This window comes from Psychrobacter sp. UBA6739 (assembly GCF_002453835.1).
Taxonomy (GTDB): domain Bacteria; phylum Pseudomonadota; class Gammaproteobacteria; order Pseudomonadales; family Moraxellaceae; genus Psychrobacter; species Psychrobacter immobilis_A.
In genome coordinates, this window is sequence record NZ_DKHR01000059.1 from 29,740 (window position 1) to 46,548 (window position 16,809).

At 43.9% G+C, this 16,809-nt stretch carries 13 protein-coding genes and 1 pseudogene; 5 read left to right on the forward strand and 9 right to left on the reverse strand.

Annotated features, from left to right (window positions below; genetic code table 11):
• The 3 genes and pseudogenes from B2575_RS12810 to B2575_RS12820 all read left to right on the forward strand — a co-directional run.
• A pseudogene (locus B2575_RS12810) lies at window positions 1-432 on the forward strand (hypothetical protein); the annotation flags it as partial.
• A gap of 205 nt (window positions 433-637) precedes the next feature.
• Window positions 638-2,524, forward strand: coding sequence for a dihydroxy-acid dehydratase (gene ilvD / locus B2575_RS12815; protein ID WP_193009323.1), 1,887 nt, complete (start codon window positions 638-640; stop codon window positions 2,522-2,524).
• 209 nt (window positions 2,525-2,733) lie between these two features.
• Window positions 2,734-3,981, forward strand: coding sequence for a cation:proton antiporter (locus B2575_RS12820; protein WP_201553713.1), 1,248 nt, complete (start codon window positions 2,734-2,736; stop codon window positions 3,979-3,981).
• An 18-nt stretch (window positions 3,982-3,999) separates the two neighbouring features.
• Here the strand turns inward: B2575_RS12820 and B2575_RS12825 are convergent, their stop codons facing one another.
• From B2575_RS12825 to B2575_RS12840, 4 genes are all read right to left on the reverse strand, one after another.
• A complete protein-coding gene (locus tag B2575_RS12825; protein ID WP_296242499.1) occupies window positions 4,000-5,415 on the reverse strand; it encodes a serine hydrolase domain-containing protein in 1,416 nt (471 codons plus the stop codon).
• A 263-nt stretch (window positions 5,416-5,678) separates the two neighbouring features.
• Window positions 5,679-6,221 carry a beta-lactamase hydrolase domain-containing protein gene (locus tag B2575_RS12830; RefSeq protein ID WP_198330653.1) on the reverse strand — a complete coding sequence of 181 codons (543 nt, stop codon included), beginning with the start codon at window positions 6,219-6,221 and terminating at the stop codon, window positions 5,679-5,681.
• Between the two features lie 176 nt (window positions 6,222-6,397).
• A complete protein-coding gene (locus B2575_RS12835; protein ID WP_198330652.1) occupies window positions 6,398-7,315 on the reverse strand; it encodes a MaoC family dehydratase in 918 nt (305 codons plus the stop codon).
• A gap of 360 nt (window positions 7,316-7,675) precedes the next feature.
• Window positions 7,676-9,076, reverse strand: a complete 1,401-nt coding sequence (locus B2575_RS12840; protein WP_296242502.1) for a 3-oxoacyl-ACP reductase — start codon at window positions 9,074-9,076, stop codon at window positions 7,676-7,678.
• 577 nt (window positions 9,077-9,653) lie between these two features.
• Between B2575_RS12840 and B2575_RS12845 the strand changes: the two genes are divergently transcribed.
• A complete protein-coding gene (locus tag B2575_RS12845; protein WP_296242505.1) occupies window positions 9,654-11,213 on the forward strand; it encodes an acetyl-CoA C-acetyltransferase in 1,560 nt (519 codons plus the stop codon).
• 248 nt (window positions 11,214-11,461) lie between these two features.
• On the forward strand, window positions 11,462-12,475 hold the full coding sequence (ppk2, locus tag B2575_RS12850; RefSeq protein ID WP_228139068.1) for a polyphosphate kinase 2: 1,014 nt from the start codon (window positions 11,462-11,464) through the stop codon (window positions 12,473-12,475).
• A 293-nt stretch (window positions 12,476-12,768) separates the two neighbouring features.
• Here the strand turns inward: ppk2 and B2575_RS12855 are convergent, their stop codons facing one another.
• From B2575_RS12855 to B2575_RS12875, 5 genes are all read right to left on the reverse strand, one after another.
• Window positions 12,769-13,116, reverse strand: a complete 348-nt coding sequence (locus B2575_RS12855) for a PilZ domain-containing protein (protein WP_045446052.1) — start codon at window positions 13,114-13,116, stop codon at window positions 12,769-12,771.
• A 55-nt stretch (window positions 13,117-13,171) separates the two neighbouring features.
• Window positions 13,172-14,308: a DNA polymerase III subunit delta' gene (locus tag B2575_RS12860; RefSeq protein ID WP_296242513.1), complete on the reverse strand. Its 1,137-nt coding sequence runs from the start codon at window positions 14,306-14,308 to the stop codon at window positions 13,172-13,174.
• 84 nt (window positions 14,309-14,392) lie between these two features.
• Complete coding sequence (gene kdsB, locus B2575_RS12865; RefSeq protein WP_296242515.1) at window positions 14,393-15,205, reverse strand: 3-deoxy-manno-octulosonate cytidylyltransferase; 813 nt, start codon at window positions 15,203-15,205, stop codon at window positions 14,393-14,395.
• 37 nt (window positions 15,206-15,242) lie between these two features.
• Entirely contained in the window at window positions 15,243-16,376 is a 1,134-nt protein-coding gene (lpxK, locus tag B2575_RS12870; protein ID WP_296242517.1) for a tetraacyldisaccharide 4'-kinase, read from the reverse strand.
• Between the two features lie 86 nt (window positions 16,377-16,462).
• Window positions 16,463-16,809, reverse strand: a 347-nt coding sequence (locus tag B2575_RS12875; protein ID WP_296242518.1) for an ATP-binding cassette domain-containing protein, incomplete at its 5' end; no start/stop codon positions are given.

Consider the following 16,809-nt stretch of genomic DNA (forward strand, 5'->3'; position numbering starts at 1 on the left):
ATGAGCGCTCATGAAGCAGCCAAGCTGATTGGTATTAACGAAGCACTAATAAGCAGCCCTTGGCATGTCAAAATCATCGGGTCATTGGTGGTGTTTAGCGAAGCGCTGCAGTTAGCCGTACGCTTGCATTGGACCAATACGGGCAAAGACACCCAACAACTTTATACCCAGAATGAAGCAGATGCTGTTACAGCCGCTTTTAAAGATTGGCAGTTTTTTGGTCGTATCGATGTACTCTACAAAAATAATAAGCAAACCTTAATCAGTATAGATGAACAAGCTGAAGGTAATGAGCAACTACTTCGTATTGAAGCAAACGCTGATTATCAATGCTTGCCAGCGACTCATGCGTTAGTGGTTATCGCTAAATTGGAAGCGGAAAAAATAGAGCTACCTTGGTTTGAGGCGGCGATAGTAGAGCGCGTCGAATAACACCTTATCTTCCAAATACTTACGATGTTATGACTATTATTGACTTGGCATTATCAATGAATAGTTTTCAGTGATTCATATCTAATGGTATGGTAACGACCTAGTATTATTCACTAGTCCTCGCATTTTATAAAAAGCACACTATCAATATTAAAGTTGAGGGTGCACATTTTCACAAACCTCGCCTATTTGTAAGGAATATCACATGGATTATCGCTCAAAAACCTCTACTGGCGGCCGTAATATGGCAGGCGCGCGCGCATTATGGCGTGCAACTGGCATGACTGATGGCGACTTTGGTAAACCAATCATTGCGATTGCCAACTCATTTACCCAGTTCGTACCTGGCCATGTGCATCTAAAAGACTTGGGGCAACTGGTCGCACGTGAAATTGAACAAGCAGGCGGCGTGGCTAAAGAGTTCAACACCATTGCAGTCGATGATGGTATTGCCATGGGTCATAGCGGTATGTTGTACTCACTGCCAAGTCGCGATTTGATTGCCGACTCGGTCGAGTATATGGTCAATGCCCATTGCGCAGATGCCTTAGTGTGTATCTCCAACTGCGATAAAATAACGCCGGGTATGTTGATGGCAGCCATGCGCCTAAATATTCCAGTAGTGTTTATTTCAGGTGGCCCAATGGAAGCGGGCAAGATTTTAGCCAGCACAGTTGGTAAGAGCCATAATACCGATGGTAGTGACAGTAGTGCCATTCGTAAGCTTGACCTTGTCGATGCGATGATGGATGCTGCTGACGACAGCATTAGTGATGAAGATGTAGCCGCTATCGAAGCCTCAGCTTGCCCAACTTGTGGTTCGTGCTCTGGTATGTTTACTGCTAACTCAATGAACTGCTTAACCGAGGCGTTGGGCTTAGCACTACCAGGTAATGGTTCGCTACTCGCCACCCATTCGCTACGCCGCGAGTTGTTTTTAGAAGCAGGACGCACCATTGTCTCACTTGCCAAACGTCGCTATGAGCAAGATGATGATTCAGTATTGCCACGCTCAATCGCGAGCAAAGCAGCTTTTGAAAACGCGATGACCTTAGATATCGCCATGGGCGGCTCAACCAATACTATTTTGCATCTGTTAGCGGCTGCTAACGAAGCAGAAGTCGATTTCAAAATGTCAGATATCGATCGTCTAAGTCGCGGTGTACCTTGCCTTGCAAAAGTCGCCCCTGCCTCGCAAAAATACCACATGGAAGATGTGCATCGTGCTGGCGGTGTCTTTGCGTTATTGGCCGAGCTTGATCGTGCTGGATTACTGAAGACTGACGTACCGACCATCCATAGTCCAACGATGAAAGCCGCGATTGATAAGTGGGATATCATGAATCCTGATAATCAAGAGGCTCGCGCACGCTTCCTTGCAGCACCGGGTGGCATACGTACCACTGAGGCATTTTCACAATCAAAAGAATGGTCAAACCTCGACGTCAACCGTGAGTCAGGTTGTATCCGTAGTGCCCAACATGCCTATTCTACAGATGGTGGTTTGGCCGTATTGTATGGCAATATCGCTGAGCGTGGCTGTGTAGTCAAAACCGCAGGTGTGGATGACAGCATCCTAGTATTTACTGGTCGTGCGCGATTATTTGAATCACAAGATGACGCAGTTGCCGCGGTATTGGCTGATGATATTGTCGCAGGTGATGTTGTTATCATCCGTTATGAAGGCCCTAAAGGCGGTCCTGGTATGCAAGAGATGCTCTATCCAACGACTTATCTCAAGTCAAAAGGCTTGGGTAAAGAATGCGCCTTACTCACCGATGGTCGTTTCTCTGGTGGTACCTCAGGCCTATCAATCGGTCATGCCAGCCCAGAAGCAGCGGAAGGCGGCGCAATTGGTCTGGTTGAAGAAGGCGATACCATCCATATCGACATTCCTAATCGTACGATTAACATGCAAGTCAGTGATGCCGATTTGGCCACTCGCCGCGAAGCAATGGAAGCTCGTGGCCGCGATGCGTGGAAGCCTGTAAGCCGTGACCGTCATGTGACCCCTGCGCTACGTGCCTATGCTGCCATGACTACCAGTGCCGATACCGGTGCGGTACGTGACGTGAGTCAAGTTGAGCGCTAGGCCTTAAATTATTAATCGTTAAAGTATATTGGTAAAAATCTATTAAGCCTGCGCTATGCAGGCTTTTTTTTCACCAAAAAACAACGCATATGTCGTTTTGATAACGATTTTTTGCGGTAATCATTATTTTTTAGCGTCATTATAATGGACTAGTAAATATGACCTCACTCTAACTTTTTAAGATAAACATAACAGCGTGCACCTACCTTATGATTGAAAACTACAATTTATTTTTATTGGTCTGCGGTATCGCTTTTTTACTGGGGGCGTTATTCCCCATTATATTTAAGCGCACGCCTATCTCTTTGCCTATGTTGCAGGTCAGCTTTGGATTACTCATGGGGTACTGGTGGACGACCTTATCATTTTTAGACCCTATGAATAACGGCTTAATTATCGAAAAATTAACCGAAATTGTGGTGCTCGTATCCTTGGTTGGTGCTGGTATCAAAATTGATACGAAGCTGTCTTGGCAATTGTGGCGGCCAACCGTACGTCTGTTGCTTATTACCATGCCGATTGGCATCTTTGCGATGGCGGTGCTAGGCTACTATGCATTTGGTCTCAGTCTGGGAGCCGCTATATTGCTGGGCGCAGTACTGGCTCCAACCGATCCTGTATTGGCTTCTAGTATTCAAGTAGGGCCACCCAATACAGGTCGCGAAGACACACCTCGCTTTACTTTGACGTCAGAAGCAGGATTGAATGACGGACTGGCTTTCCCATTTGTTTATTTGGCCATAAAAATAGCAGAAGCTTTTAGCCAAGGCAATTCCTTTACCCTCGAGATGCTCTGGTCATGGTTCACTCATGATGTCTTATGGAAAATTGGTGCTGGGCTGGTAGTTGGGATTGTCGTTGGTAAAATTATGGCCAAGCTAGTATTTTCAAAATATAGCCAAAACACTACTATTTCTCAAGGCTATGTGGTCATTGCGCTAACGTTAGTGGCTTATGGACTTGCCGAATTTGTACATAGTTATGGCTTTATCGCCGTATTTATCGCGGCATTTGCCTTTCGCCGCTCAGAGCATGAGCACAGCTATCACCACAAGCTCCATGATTTTGCAGAACAATCAGAAGGCTTGCTGATGTCTCTAGTGCTGGTCACTTTCGGCATGTTTCTTGGTCAAGGATTGCAGTCGGGCGTTGAGCTGACATGGCGTGTTTACATCGTCAGCTTCACCTTCCTCTTGTTGATACGTCCCATTGGTGGGTTTATTGCTTTATCAGGACTAAACATGCCACACACTGAAAAATATGCCATCTCTGCTTTGGGCATCCGTGGTATTGGCACGCTATATTATTTATCCTATGCGCTCAACCAAGGTTTTTTCGGTGATGAAGATGCGCTTAAACTGTGGGTCGTCTGTTCAATTGTCATTTTGGCGTCAATCTTTATTCATGGTCTTAGCGCCACAAAATTGCTTAAAATGACGCCGAATAAATCACATTAACCTTATCGATAGAGCTATTTAGCGCTTTGAAAGCTCTGAATCGACTAAGTTAAGTACCGCTTCCGTTAGTGCAAACTGACGGACATCATTCAGCATCGTGGTGTCAAAATTATGGATAAAGGCAAATGACAATTGACGCTCTGGGTCACACCAAGCAACCGAACCGTTATAGCCCATATGCCCAAACCCTTGCTTGTTTGCATCAACTTTTTCACTGTCTGTATGCTGACAAAGACTAAATAACCGATGATAACCCAAGCGCCAATCCATGTTTGCTGGCATAACGGCATCTATCCCTGTGACTTGCGGTTTGGATAGTTGCTCAAAAGTGCCGCTATTAATAAATGTGTGTCCTTGCCATGTTCCGCCGTTGGCTAACATGGAATAGATGGTGGCCAATGCCTGAGCTGAAGCGACACCATTTGCTGCTGGAATAATGGCCTGTAGTGTCTCACGACTGTGATAATCGATCGCTTGTTTGCCAGCAGGTATGAGTGCCGCCTTATAATTTTTTAGATTAAGCTGACTGGTATTGAAGTACAAACGATTAATATGAGCCGTGTCTAATATCGGTAAAGTATTTTGCTCATCATCTGAACTTAGGTCTGCCGCTTTGCCATCCATTAAAGCTAGCTGCTGCCAACAAGTGTAGCTAGGCAGACTAGCATAAGTACGTAAAGTACTTTGTGAGTCGGCTTTTAGCGTTGGCTTATGACGTTTATGACGCAGTTGTGAACCAGCCTCATTTGATGCTTCGAAGTCTTTGGCCAGTCTTGCTACTTGGTTGACTTTATTCTCTGGTACACCAAAATAGCAACTATCAGCAATACCTAAAGGCTCAGTGAGATAATGGCGCAATGCCTCAGCTAAAGACATTTCCGTAACGGCTTCTATCAGACCGCCCAACACCCAACCATAGACCAGAGCACTATAAGCGCTGTCATATAGCTCGCCATGGTCTGGTGCTGTGATTGGCATGGCAGCAACTTTATTGAGCATTTGATCCCAATCAAGCAAAGTTTCGCTATCCGCATCGATACTCTGAATTGAGAATAAGTTGGCTTGATGCGACATCACGCTACGTAGCGTAATATTCCCTTTATTCTGTGCAGGAAATGCACGCCAATAATGGGCAATAGGTTGGTCATAATCAAGCATCTGCTGCGAAACTAATATATGTACGAGCGTCGCCAATACACCTTTACCCGTCGAAAAGTTAATCGCCAAAGTATCAGGCTGCCACGGAATTTCTGGACGTGCCATCCCCACACTCGCCTGTGCAATGCATTCTCCTGCCTGATAAACAACCACGGCACCACCAGCTGGTGCATCATCAAGCTGTAAGTCGGTGAGTATTTGCTGCAAACGTTGTTGCAACGTTATATTTATCTGTTGATCAAAAATCTGCGTGGTTTTATTATTATTGTCGATCATGGCTACCCTGCTCCATTTCTATAAAACAGCTAAACGGTAAAAAACTATTTAGCCCCCAATATTAAGTATTCATATGATAAAAAATACATTATTTGCTAAGGCGTAACTGTTCAATATCTCAATATTAGCAATTTATCTTTTCGTTTGCTTAGGGCGTGTCCTCATTTTTAAAAATAACAACGCACCTTAATAAAAAAGGCAACCTAGTGGTCGCCTCTCAGTCATTCAATGCTGCCCAATAATACGTTGTCATCCTTATGGTCTTAACGCGGTACCAACAGACGATTATGAACTTCTTGCTCAAGCTTCGTTAAACCATGACTGCGCCCACGTTCCATAGCGGTGTCCATTTTACGTCCCCGTAGCCATCCTGCGCGTAGCGCCATTGCGGCACCCACTCTATTGCCTGAGCCACAATGCACTGCCGTTTTTTTGCCATGATGTTGGCGCAATATGTTATCAAATGCCAATATATTAAGCTGCTTTAAGTCTGCAGCACCATTAATAGGCAGATGCTCATAGTCCATGCCAGCTCGCTCGACCGCTGCAGCTTCATCAAAGCTCAATTCATCATCTGGCTGTAAGTTAATCACTAACTCAACCCCAGCGTTCGCTAAGGCAACCACTTTTTCGTCATTGAGTGCACCGCATACAATGGTAGTGTCATCAGGACGAAAATAAGGCTCAAGAACAGTACTAAGATCAACGCCATTGTCTAAAACGTTATTGCCAGCATTCGATACTGTGTCAATAGCTACTGAATGATTCAGTTGATCTGGGTTTGGTACGGCGGTATGTGAAGTCATAATTATAAATTTGTTCGTTATATTTACTATGGTCAATTCCAGTTAAAATAAGTACAAAGCAACCGCGTGTCGATGTATAAGCAATACTTCAAGCGAGGTTAACGCTATTACTTTTCTATCACGAATCGACCATATTGAGATATTTTTTAGTTAAATGACAGTCGTTCTACTGGCTTTTACTCATTGCCACTCTGTAATTTAACCGTACCTGCCAAATGCGGCTTGTCATTTTTAGAGCTAAATAAACCAAACTCACAGGTATCGTCTGTGTCTTCAAGTGCAGCCACCGGATCAGCGATAAGCTCTACTTCGGCTGGCAAAAAGATAGGCAGTTTAAATGACACATCAACCGTACAAGCATCCGGCAACTCGTCCATCATAGCAAGGCATTTGGCCTTTGACCACATGCCGTGAGCAATCGCTTTAGGAAAGCCAAACGCACGCGCAGATAATGGATGGAGATGAATGAGGTTAAAATCACCTGAAACAAAAGCATAACGACGACCGATATCTTCTGGCACTTCAAAGATACTATGCACGCCTTCTGGGTTGACTGATGGCTTGACCGTTATTGGACGTGGAGTGCTTTTTTTGTCTTTGCTGCTGATTGGTTTTTTGCTGCGTGATAGATACGTCGAAGTACCTTCCCAAATCACCTTATCTTCTGACTTGACCGTCGTCACAAAATCAAACTGCTGACCCTGAGCATGGTCACGCAAATTATCAAAGGTGACTGACATAGCAACCGTTTCACGCTCACCGATAGGACGATACTGAGTCACACTATTATCGACGTGCACTAGACCCAACATAGCAAATGGAAATGGCTCTTTAACCATCATATTCATTTGCAGCGTTTGAGACAGCACTGAAAAGTAAGTAATAGGTACTTTGCCATTATCTGCAAAACCACAAATTTTACGATAATCGTTTAAGTTACTTTGGTCAATGTGCAAATCGTCCACATAGTAAGTCGCTTGCGGCAATTGGTCTTTACTAATTTTGCCGTTATTACCAATAGGCAATAAACTTTTAACGATGTTGGCATAGGTCGTATGCGCTTTCGGCAACGCATCATAATGTTTGTCTGACATAATAAATCCTAAGTGGGGCTTGAGCAAATTTTCTTGGTGTATCTAAAGATGCTATGACATTATTGGTTACAGCCTATCATTGAGCAATGCTACCAGTGTTATGCCTAAATTAGGCACAATTCATAGGCGTGGTTTTAGACAATGTAAGCAACTCTCACAGCAAAAAATAATTTGGCTACTGGTTCTCTGTGTTTTTATCATAAAAAAGCCACCCTTGGGCAGCTTTATTACGATTTATAAGCAATTTTTTCGTAAGCATATGTGAGGAAAATTAAAAATAATGATTAATATCAGCTATTTATCATTATATAAATCATCATTTACACTTACTTATAATTGACACTTACTTATAAAGTGATATTAAGCACCCAATAAGCTTTGACCACAAACGCGAACGATGTTGCCATTTAAGCCACCAGAAGCAGGTGATGCAAACCATGCGATGGTCTCAGCCACGTCTACTGGCAAGCCGCCTTGGCTCATAGAGTTCATACGGCGACCCGCTTCACGAATAGCAAATGGAATGGCTTCGGTCATTTGCGTTTCAATAAACCCTGGAGCAACGGCGTTGATCGTCATGCCTTTGGCGTTGTCTTCTAACTGCTTGGCAGTGGCATTCACCAAACCAATCACCCCTGCTTTAGAGGTTGCATAGTTGGTTTGACCCAAGTTGCCAGCGATACCTGAAATTGATGACACACAAACGATACGTGCATTGTCTTTTAATACATCGTTGTCTAGCAAATAGCGGTTCAGCCTAGCGATACTAGCTAGGTTAATATCGATAACCATGTCCCACTTTTTCTCGTCCATGTTTGCCAATGTCTTATCACGAGTGACGCCAGCATTATGGATGATTGAATCTAAGCCGCCACGCTTTTGTGCAGCTTCGGCGATTTGTTTGCCAGCGTCATCACTGGTGATGTCGACGGTCAATACTGAGCCACTAATTTCGCTAGCGACTTTTTGTAGGTCTGCTTGCTGCTGCGGTACATCAAGGCAGATAACGTGAGCGCCTTCGCGAGCCAAAACGCGAGCAATTGCTTCACCAATACCGCGACTTGCACCAGTCACCAGCATGGTTTTGCCACCAAGAGGCTGCGTCCAATCGACATCAACATTACTACCTTTACTAACGCGTACGACTTGTCCTGAGACATAAGCTGAACGAGCGGAGGTGAAAAAGCGTAAAGTCGAATCTAGGTTTTGCTCTGCGCCATCTTCCACATAAATAAGCTGTGCCGTAATACCGCGTTTGAACTCTTTACCGACAGACTTCACAAAGCCTTCAAGCGCGCGCTGAGCCAAAGCTGTATCAATGTCAGAGATATTTTCTGGTGGGCGACCAATAATAATGACGCGACCAGACTTTTCTACACGACGAGCCACAGTATGGAAGAACTCATACACTTCTTTTAATTGATCGGCATTGCTAATATTACTGGCATCAAACAATAAAACTTTAAATTTATCATCGCCGCCCGTATTGGCTTTTGCTTCAACGCCTGCATCAGCAAGGGCATCTTTGATATCATCACTGCTGTTTACATAAACATCAGCATGTACGTCTGACAAAATTCGCGCCACAGACTCACTGACGCTTTTATCATCGCCATTAGCACGACCAACCAATACGCTACCACGTACTAAAGGCTCACCGCTTTCGAAGCGATCAAGGGTAACAGGTAACGGTAAACCCAAATTTTTGGCCACTTTTTTGCCAATAGAAGACTGAACAAAATCACCATAACGGTCTGACATAATATAATCCCTATAACGAACGGTTAGAATAATAGTAATAAATGTAATGTGCCTATTATATAGACTCAATAACCTCATAATTATTGATATTTAGTAAATGAGTCTAAAGCTGGCCTAACTATACACTGCCATCTTAAACAAGTCCAAAAACCGATAATGTCTACAACAATCTGTAAACAAGTCAGTATACAAGACGGTCACTTTTTCTGGATTTAAAAATCACCACATTGTGCTAAAATCAGACCTATAAGTTATAGCAAATGCAATTATCGATAACAATATATTATCAAATCTATCGTTATGCAATGCCAATAATCGATACTAGCCAGTCTACGAAAGTCATATTGATGTCTTTCAAAGCTGATACCGACCTTAGATAAGCGTCACATAGTTTGCCAAAGATATACAGTAAGGTCGTAAAAACGTCTTATCATAAACAGTTATGCGGCGTAATAAGTGATAATATTTGCTTCTTGTTTATTTTCTATTGTTGAATTTTTTAATGTAATCATTTTTATTATTAGCTTTACTATTGTTACCCTCTTTTCTTCTGCCCGTATTTTTTAAGGATAATATTATGAGTAATAAAAACAATCACTCTGATAGCCCTGTTGTTGAAAGCACAGTGGTAAAAGCCAGTGCGTCAAAATCTACTGATAATAAATCAGACAGCGCCAAAACAGAAACGGCTGTTAAAAAAGCTAAAAGCACGACAGCTACAGACACGTCTAATAAAGAGTCTTCTAGTAATAAAGAGTCTTCCAGCACCACAGAAGTGAATGATAAATCATCAGCTTCTACTACGAAAAAGCCAGCATCTGCTGCCAAAAAAACCAGCAAAACAAAAGCCGTTGCTGGTCAAAATCGTGTGGCTATCTTAGGTGGCAACCGTATTCCGTTTGCACGCTCGAACGGTTCATACGCTGACGTTAGCAACACCGACATGTTGACAGCTGCATTAGATGGCTTGATTGAACGCTATAATCTACAAGACGAAGTGTTGGGTGAAGTGGTGTCTGGTGCCGTCATGAAACTAAGCCGTGACATCAACCTAACTCGCGAAGCCACACTTAACACAGCGCTCAACCCACATACGCCAACTTATGATATCTCACAAGCTTGCGGTACTGGCTTGCAAGCGACTTTTGCTTCTGCCAATAAAATCGCATTGGGTCTTATCGATTCAGCAATTACTGGCGGCGTAGACACGACCTCTGATGCACCGATCGCGATTGGTGATGGTCTACGTAAAGTACTGATCAAACTGGGCGCGGCTAAAGACAACAAACAACGCCTAAAAGCGTTAATGGGTCTAAATCCAAAAGACTTAATCGATTCGCCACAAAACGGTGAACCACGCACTGGTCTATCAATGGGCGACCATCAAGCCATCACCACTCTTGAGTGGAATATCAGCCGCGAAGCACAAGATGAGCTTGCTTTTAACAGTCATCAAAACCTAGCGCGCGCTTATGATGAAGGATTCTTTGACGACCTAATCACTCCATACAAAGGTCTGACGCGCGATAACAACTTGCGCCCTGATACCACTTTGGAAAAACTGGCTAAATTAAAGCCTGTGTTTGGTAAAAAGAACGCCAATCCAACGATGACAGCAGCCAACTCTACACCGTTAACGGATGGTGCCTCTTGTGTCCTATTGGGAACCGATGAGTGGGCAAAAGAGCGTGGTCTTAAGCCATTGGCTTATATCGTTCATCAAGAAACGGCCGCCGTTGATTTCATTGGTAAATCTGGCACCACAGAAGGCCTATTAATGGCACCTGCTTATGCCGTACCGCGTATGCTTGAGCGTGCAGGTCTAACACTACAAGATTTCGATTTTTATGAAATCCATGAAGCCTTTGCATCACAAGTGTTATCAACACTAGCTGCTTGGGAAGATGAAAAGTTCTGTGAAGAGCGTCTAGGACTAGATGCACCATTAGGCTCTATCGATCGTAGCAAGCTGAACGTTAATGGCTCGTCGTTAGCTGCGGGTCATCCATTTGCCGCAACGGGCGGTCGTATCCTAGCCACTGCAGCGAAGCTATTGGATCAAAAAGGCTCAGGTCGTGCACTAATCTCTATCTGTGCAGCTGGTGGTCAGGGCGTGACTTGTATCTTAGAGAAATAACTCTTTGACTGCTATTATTTGATTGGTATTATCAGTCAATAGTTAGCACGAATACTTTAAAGCACTCTTTAATCGATGGATTAGAGGGTGCTTTTTTATGCTCATTTACTACTCAAAACTGGATATTAGTCATGGTCTGGCTAACAACACAATAATGAAACGTAGCCAACGCATAGCTCTATCGGTAGTTATGCTAAAGTAAGAGGATAACCAATAAAAATCATAACAACACTGATTAGGAGTTTTTTATGGGTAAGATACCTTCGTCCATCAATCCCAAATCCCTCACGCCACAAGAGCGTCAGGAACTTAGCTCACCTGAGCAACACAGTTTTATCGAGCGTATGGATAAAGAGGTTTTTAATGATCAGTTGCGGCGTAAGATGCACGAAGACCTCATCGATACTTATGATGAAGAGCTAGAAAACGAGATAGATGATTATGTGCGTGACTTTCGTTTTGATGGGCGCGAAATGAGTGAGCAAGAAAGACTTGATCGTCGTATGTACTTTCAAGAGTTGGTAAGGCTACAGCGTGAGCTTATTAAGTTACAAGACTGGGTCGTTGATCGCGGTGAGCGTATCGTTGTCATATTTGAGGGTCGTGACTCAGCGGGTAAAGGTGGCGCTATCAAGCGTATCACGCAGCGCTTAAACCCTCGTGTGTGTCGAGTGGCTGCCCTACCTGCACCGACGGAACGTGAGCAATCACAATGGTATTTTCAGCGTTATGTTGCCCATTTGCCTGCTGCTGGTGAAATTGTTCTGTTTGACCGTAGTTGGTATAACCGTGTGGGGGTTGAGCGTGTGATGGGTTTTTGTACCGATGCACAGTATGAAGAATTTTTTCAGTCGGTGCCTGAGTTTGAACGCATGCTAGTACGCTCAGGTATTCGCTTGGTGAAGTACTGGTTTTCGATCACTGATGATGAGCAGCATTCACGCTTTATGAGCCGTATTCATGACCCGCTCAAGCAATGGAAGCTCTCAGCCATGGACTTACAGTCACGCCGCCGTTGGGAAGACTATACCAAGGCTAAAGAGACCATGTTTGAGCGAACGCATATCCCTGAAGCACCTTGGTGGGTGGTTGAAGGTAACAATAAAAAACGCGCAAGGCTAAACTGTATTGCTCATCTACTCGAACAAATTCCTTATAAGGAAGTGCCACGTGATGAAGTAGAATTACCCGATCGTAAACGTGATGACGAATACTACCGTGAGCCTATTCCAGATGATATGTATGTGCCACCGCGCTATTAAAAGATATGCTGGCTTTACTTAGGGTGTGTCTTCAATTCAATCGATTGTCCTCTAAATTGGCTAGAAATGGCTACATTTTGCCAAGGATAGTCAAACAGCTTCTTGATATCTCGATATTATTTGCATTACCTTCATTGTTTGACGGCAATTTTTATCACCATTTTTAAAATGAAGACACGCCCTAGTCTTATGCTCATAAAAAAAGCCGCCTTATCGATATATAAGGTGGCTTTTTTTATACTGTTTATTTAATAATAGTCGTCTAATACTTATCAAAACCATTACAAGTACAATTACATGGTATACGTGGACTGCAAACCATCTATTTTACCCGCCAATAATCGCTCAACTTCGTTTTTAATTCTTTGACCTGCAATATCAGTTCCAATCTGTACCGCAAAACCTGCCGGTCGGCCACCTTGAGTTTTGGCGTTGATCCAAACTACTTTGCCATTCATAGGCAAACGCTCGCTAGAATTGGGTAAAGTGATGGCGATAAACACCTCGTTACCTAGCTGCTGAGCATCATTGGATGGCACAAATAATGCGCCATTACTGACAAAGGACAAGTAGCTGGCATATAACATTTCGATATTTTCAATGTGGCAGGTTAATATCCCGCCGCGTCCTGGCATGGCCATAGTCAGCTTCCTTCATTAAGTTTGGTATTTTTATTTGCTATCGAGGCAGATTTTCTTATAAACAAGCCAATTCTTGCATTAGCTTATCATAGGCAAATTTTTCTTGCACATTTTGTTGCAGGGCGATTTTTGTCTGCTGTAAGCTATTAGAAAAAAGTGCTAGGCCATTATTATCAGGTGGATATTTTTCTAAGGCAGCGGATAGATTGACGTCTTTTTGAAGCTCATTAAGCCCTAAGTAAAGACGGCGCATATCAAGTAGCATCAGCTCAGACAGCTGAATAAATTCTGTGATACTCAGTTGGTTTTGCCAATAGTCACTGGCTGCCACACTACTACGTTTACCACTACGCAATGCCTGCCACGTCGTCAACCATAGCGCACGTTTGCTATACCATGGCGCTTGTGCCATGGCTATCGCGGCCAAAGGTGCGCCATTTGCCAATTGAATAAGCTGCTCAATCGCAGCCGTACCGACCGCTTCACGATTGACCGCAGAGCCAAGTGCCTGTGTCACATAGTCAACGGCGATCACAGGCTGAATGGTCTGTAATGGCAACTGCTGCACCCGACTTTTAATGGTGGGCAGTAATTGTGCTGGAGTATCACTGATCAAAAATAAATGGACTTTAGCTTGTGGTTCTTCTAAGGTTTTGAGTAGCGCGTTGGCCGCGGCAATCGTCATTTGCTCTGCATGATCTAACACACAGATACGCATTCCTTGACCACCTTGATAGATAAAAGGCTGCAAGTTACGGATATCATCCACTTTAATCTTAAGAGCACTGTTATTGGCTGTTTTGGATGATTTTTTATCCTTTGCAGCGTTACTTAATTTCTCTTTATTATCAGTATTGTCTGCACTGATTGGCATACTGATCAGTGGCAATACCTGTAAGCTTGGATGCGTGCCAGATCTTAGCCATTGGCAACTTTCACACGCGCCGCAAGCCCCTGTGGGATGGCTATCACGCTCACGGCATAATAGCCAAGCGACCAAACGCCATACAAAAGCCCGTTTGCCCATACCTTGCATACCAGCAGCTAATAGTGCATGTGGCAAAGATTGCTGTGATGTCAAAACTCGCTTGGTCAATTGCGACCACAGATTTTTCTGCCATGGCAATAACGCGGCGAAATAAATGTGGTCTGTAGTATCCATTGTGCCTGTATTTTGCGTCTTATCACTCATAGCTAACGTCCTATAACTTCGCTTGATTATTCAGGATATAGCGTGTTCATGACGCTTTAGGTGAAATATTTTTGCTTAGGCTATTTATCCAATGGGGCTCTGAAATTCAGTCAAACTCATGGCATTTAAGCGGTCTAAATCTTCTTGGGTATCAACCCCTGCAGGTAGATGACAAGCGGCAACTGCAATAGCAATCTGCGCTCCATTTTCTAAAACGCGTAACTGCTCTAGGCTTTCAAGTGTCTCAAGTGGCGTTTGCGGCCAATGCACAAACTGCTGTAATAAACGGACGCGATAAGCATATAACCCTAAATGACGATAAGCATTTTTTGGTGGGTTTCTATGACCATCATTGGACAATACGACATCACGATCACAAGGAATGGGCGCTCGGCTAAAATAAAGCGCACGTTGCAAGTCATTAGCGTGTTGACTGACAACCTTGACCACTGATGGGCGCATAAAGGTTTCATAGTCGTCGATAGGCTCACACAAAGTCGCCATCACGCTATCACTGTCTGCGACCAAAAGCGCCTTTACCTGCTCCAATAATAACGGTGGTACTAACGGTTCATCGCCTTGCATGTTGACCACAATATCATGGTCTGCCCACCCTTTGATGGCGGCAACTTCTGCCAAACGGTCAGTGCCTGAAGCATGCTCGCTACTGGTCATCACCACATCAAACCCTGCATCCATGCATACCTTGGCAATATCGTCATCATCCGTGGCAATACACATATCATCAGCGAAGTGCGCTGTTTGCGCCTTTTCAGCAACCCAAAGAATCATCGGCTTACCATGTATCTCTAGTAATGGCTTACCGGGCAGCCTTGTGCTTTTAAAACGAGCAGGGATAACAATATGAGTTTTGGCGGGCATAATCACTGACGACATGGGGTTTCCTATAGCAATTTTTATACGGTTTAAAGCATCATCTATTATTTGCTTTGGTATTGGTACTGTTATCGTTTGCGATATCAATACCTAGCTTTTTTAGCTGCTGCTGCAGATTATCATAACAGCTGTCAGAGAGTTCGGCAGTTACTGGCAGCACCCATAGTCTGTTTATCAGCGTTTGATACTCATCATTTAACGCTTTATCAGTAGTGGCTTTCGACAGCAACGCTCTCATTTTTACCGCATCTTTACTGGTGACTACGATTGGATATTCGGTATACTGCAATAATTCCGCCAAGTCAAAATCATAATGATCAGGATAAGCATGTCCAAGGACATCGAAACCTAGCGAACTTAAAGTATCAAAAAACCGCTGCGGATAACCAATACCGCTCACCGCATGCACTCTACAACCTTTTTTAGGCGCATCAATTTGAGAATAAGATAAAGTAGGTTGCCATAAGAGTTGCAGAGCATCCGCTTCTAGATGCATTGTCAAACGATGGGCTCGGTACAGATTGCTATTATTTTTATTCTTGTCCACTGAATCTGTTGTTAGTGGCTCATGGTAGATGACGGTTGCCCCCTGTAAGCGTGACATAGGCTCACGTAAAAACCCTGTTGGCAGGAGTTGCTGATTACCAAAGCCCCGTGCCGAATCGACCACAATCCATTCAATGTCACGTTGCAGTGCATAATGCTGCAAGCCATCGTCGGCAATAATGAATTGCAAGTCAGGATGGGCAGCTAACAAGGTTATAATCGCTTGCTTACGATTAGGACATACTGCCATGGGTGCATTTGTCATATTGACAATCAAACAAGGCTCATCCCCTACCACGTTGGGCAAACTGGCGGCATCGACCAAAGCGGGCATTTGACTGGTGTCGCCACCGTAACCACGGCTGATAACCCCTACCTTTACTCCATGTTCTTTTAGATAATCAACCAAGGCAATAATCAATGGTGTTTTGCCACTACCGCCCACGCTAATATTGCCGATCACCATCACGGGAACAGGCGCACGATAACTTGCTAACAGCCCAGCTTTATAAGCTTGACGACGCAGCGTGGTGATAAGTCCGTACAACCAACTAATAGGTAGCAATAGCCATAGCCAAGCGGCTTGACGTTGCCAGGCACGCGTCACTGTCGTTTCAATACTCATGATAATTTGACCACTTACCTATTCAGCTAAACTTTAACTTAGCACGATTTGAACGTCAAAGCTGCTCAAAGAATAGTCCGATAATTTTACTCAAAGTCGCGTTCATACATTTGCGCATAATGACCTTGCAATTGCATAAGCTCATCGTGCGTGCCCAACTCGACGATTTGACCGCTGTCTAACACGGCGATACGATCGGCTGATTCAATGGTGGTCAGTCGATGTGCAATGACTAACGTGGTACGATCTTTCATCACATTATCAAGCGCTTGCTGAATGTAATACTCTGATTCATTATCTAACGCACTGGTTGCTTCATCTAAAATTAAAATCGGCGCATCTTTTAATAGCGCACGAGCAATCGATAAACGCTGACGCTGCCCGCCAGACAGCTGCAAACCTTCAGCACCGATTTCACTTTGATAGCCGTTTG

What these genes read in the sequence shown, in the direction of transcription:
- lpxK (WP_296242517.1), bottom strand. Translation starts at nt 16,376, where the DNA reads ATGAGTATTGAAACGACAGTGACGCGTGCCTGGCAACGTCAAGCCGCT.
- B2575_RS12825 (WP_296242499.1), bottom strand. Translation starts at nt 5,415, where the DNA reads ATGATCGACAATAATAATAAAACCACGCAGATTTTTGATCAACAGATA.
- ppk2 (WP_228139068.1), top strand. Translation starts at nt 11,462, where the DNA reads ATGGGTAAGATACCTTCGTCCATCAATCCCAAATCCCTCACGCCACAA.
- B2575_RS12845 (WP_296242505.1), top strand. Translation starts at nt 9,654, where the DNA reads ATGAGTAATAAAAACAATCACTCTGATAGCCCTGTTGTTGAAAGCACA.
- B2575_RS12860 (WP_296242513.1), bottom strand. Translation starts at nt 14,308, where the DNA reads ATGAGTGATAAGACGCAAAATACAGGCACAATGGATACTACAGACCAC.
- B2575_RS12820 (WP_201553713.1), top strand. Translation starts at nt 2,734, where the DNA reads ATGATTGAAAACTACAATTTATTTTTATTGGTCTGCGGTATCGCTTTT.
- B2575_RS12830 (WP_198330653.1), bottom strand. Translation starts at nt 6,221, where the DNA reads ATGACTTCACATACCGCCGTACCAAACCCAGATCAACTGAATCATTCA.
- B2575_RS12840 (WP_296242502.1), bottom strand. Translation starts at nt 9,076, where the DNA reads ATGTCAGACCGTTATGGTGATTTTGTTCAGTCTTCTATTGGCAAAAAA.
- B2575_RS12835 (WP_198330652.1), bottom strand. Translation starts at nt 7,315, where the DNA reads ATGTCAGACAAACATTATGATGCGTTGCCGAAAGCGCATACGACCTAT.
- B2575_RS12855 (WP_045446052.1), bottom strand. Translation starts at nt 13,116, where the DNA reads ATGGCCATGCCAGGACGCGGCGGGATATTAACCTGCCACATTGAAAAT.
- ilvD (WP_193009323.1), top strand. Translation starts at nt 638, where the DNA reads ATGGATTATCGCTCAAAAACCTCTACTGGCGGCCGTAATATGGCAGGC.
- kdsB (WP_296242515.1), bottom strand. Translation starts at nt 15,205, where the DNA reads ATGTCGTCAGTGATTATGCCCGCCAAAACTCATATTGTTATCCCTGCT.